Below are 2490 nucleotides of genomic sequence, written 5' to 3' on the forward strand. Positions count from 1 at the left end.
AAAAGCTCCTCTTTTATTTAATGTGAAGACGCATCACTAATACCGTGACCAGTATTAGATTTCACAAGAATTTCATCAAATTTCGCTGCATCTTCTTTCTTACTAGATAAAACAGTTCCTAAATATGCTGCAAGAAATCCGAGCGGAATTGAAATAATTCCTGGTGTCGTATATGGGAATATCGCTTCCCCAACAAAAATAGCTTTTCCAGCTACAGGGTTCCAAACATTCGGACTCAACGCTACGAGAACAATTGCTGATACGAGCCCTACAATCATACCGGAAATAGCACCCGTTGTATTAAAACGCTTCCAATATATTGTAAATAAAATCACTGGTAGATTTGCACTCGCTGCAACTGCAAATGCTAATGATACTAAAAATGCTACGTTTAATGTTTGGGCAAATAATGCAAGTATGATAGATAATATCGCTACCCCAATAGATGCATAACGAGCCATAGATACTTGCTCTTTTTCCGTTGATTTCCCTTTGCGAATAATCTCATTATAAAAATCATGAGCGAATGCTGATGCTGCCGTTAATACGAGACCTGCCACTACAGCCAAAATTGTTGCAAAAGCAATTGCTGATACGAAAGCAAATAAGAAGTCTCCACCTAACGCTTTGGCTAATAAAGGTGCTGCCATATTACCCGCTGGGTTCGCTTTAATAATCGCTTCATTTCCTACAAACGCTGCCGCACCAAATCCTAAGAAAATCGTCATAATATAAAATGCACCAATTAACCATGTCGCATATACGACAGATTGACGTGCAGTTTTTGCATCACGTACTGTAAAAAAGCGGACAAGTATATGTGGTAATCCAGCTGTACCAAGTACTAGTCCTAAATTTAAAGAAAGTGTATCAAGGCCATCCTTATACTTTACACCTGGATTTAAAAATGAATCTTTTAATGGTGTAGCTGTTTTCATTTGGGCAAACATTTCAGTCACGCTGAAGTTGAATTTTGCGAAAACGATAACAGAAATAATAAACGTACCGGCCATAAGTAATACAGCCTTTACAATTTGTACCCAGCTCGTTGCTGTCATACCACCAAAAATAACATACACCGTCATAAGTGTTCCAACGATTAATACAGATGTCGTATATTCAATCCCTAATAATAATTTAATAAGTGCACCCGCGCCAACTAATTGTGCAATCATATAAAAGATAGAAATCGTCATCGTATTAAGAGCTGCAACTCCGCGAACTTTTTTCGCGTCAAAGCGTGCTGCAATCATATCCGCCAAAGTGTACTTTCCTAAATTTCTAAGCGGTTCTGCAACAAGATATAGTACAACTAAATAAGCAACTAAAAAACCGATACTATAAAAGAATCCATCAAACCCAGTTAATGCGATTGCTCCAGCTATACCGAGAAATGAAGCAGCAGACATGTAATCTCCAGCAATGGCCAGACCATTTTGCCAACCAGTTAATCCCCCTCCAGCCGTATAAAATTCACTCGCATTTTTCGTTTTTTTCGATGCAAAATAGGTTATGACGAGCGTACCAAGAACAATAATTAAAAATAGTGCAAATGCAGTAGTATTCAAGTTCAGCCCCTCCCTTTTTGCATATCTTGCAAAATTTTTCGGGAGATTTCATCAAATGATTCTGCTTTTTTGCTATAAATCATACATAGTGCCCATGTCATAATAAATTGGGAAAAAGCAAATACCCACGCCCATGTAACGTCTCCAAATGCAGGTGTATTAAGCACCTTTGAATACGATGTTAGAATAGGTAATGCGATAAAAAAACTAAAAAAGAAAATACTCATTGGAATGATAAACTTCTTTTTCGTATTTAATAACAATTGAAATTCTTCCGACTGAACGACCTCTGTATAATTCACCTCATTTTGCAACTTACGTGCTGACGTATCGTCTCGTTTCATTAACCGATCCCCTCTCTTACTTAAAATACACTTCCCCCTTGCATACCTAAAGACTAAATTTTATAAATATTCAGAAACTTATATTCATTTTAGACAATCCATGCATTCATGCAAAGATTTTTTGATAGACATTTTTCGGCAATTTCCCCTAAATTTTTAATATACTTTTTCAAAATAAAGTGACACCTTACTTATTTATCCTCATTAAGACAAAAGCAGTGCTTACCGCACTACTTTTGTCTTTTTTTCCTTTTCTAAATTACGAGCCGTTTCGCTTAACTCAACATCTTTTCCGTCTTTAAGTGTTCCAAATATAAAATCGAATACTGGATTTGAAACACCAAACCAAAACTTTTCGTTTTTATAATGGTGTAATATATGTTGTTTTTTTAGCCATCTTCCAAACTTAGTGACGGGACGAATCGGTCTATGAGCAATATAATGTTTCCATTCGTAAACGAGCAGCATGATAATCATTCCGATTCCAAATGAAAGTGCAATAGTAATACTTTTTGTAATACCATATGCTATAAGTAAATATATAGTAAAACTAGGTATACTAAACCATACAGGTAAAA

At 35.9% G+C, this 2490-nt stretch carries 3 protein-coding genes; all 3 read right to left on the reverse strand.

Annotated elements, in window-relative coordinates:
- Positions 1–17: 17 nt before the first annotated feature.
- Entirely contained in the window at positions 18–1568 is a 1551-nt protein-coding gene (locus ACQGS6_RS26380; RefSeq protein WP_001098235.1) for a solute symporter family protein, read from the reverse strand.
- Positions 1569–1570: 2 nt separating this feature from the next.
- Positions 1571–1912 carry a DUF485 domain-containing protein gene (locus ACQGS6_RS26385; protein WP_000817366.1) on the reverse strand — a complete coding sequence of 114 codons (342 nt, stop codon included), beginning with the start codon at positions 1910–1912 and terminating at the stop codon, positions 1571–1573.
- A gap of 222 nt (positions 1913–2134) precedes the next feature.
- Positions 2135–2490, reverse strand: a 356-nt coding sequence (locus tag ACQGS6_RS26390; protein WP_426965866.1) for a sterol desaturase family protein, incomplete at its 5' end; no start/stop codon positions are given.

This window comes from Bacillus sp. GMs2/2, assembly GCF_050172095.1.
Classification (GTDB): domain Bacteria; phylum Bacillota; class Bacilli; order Bacillales; family Bacillaceae_G; genus Bacillus_A; species Bacillus_A cereus.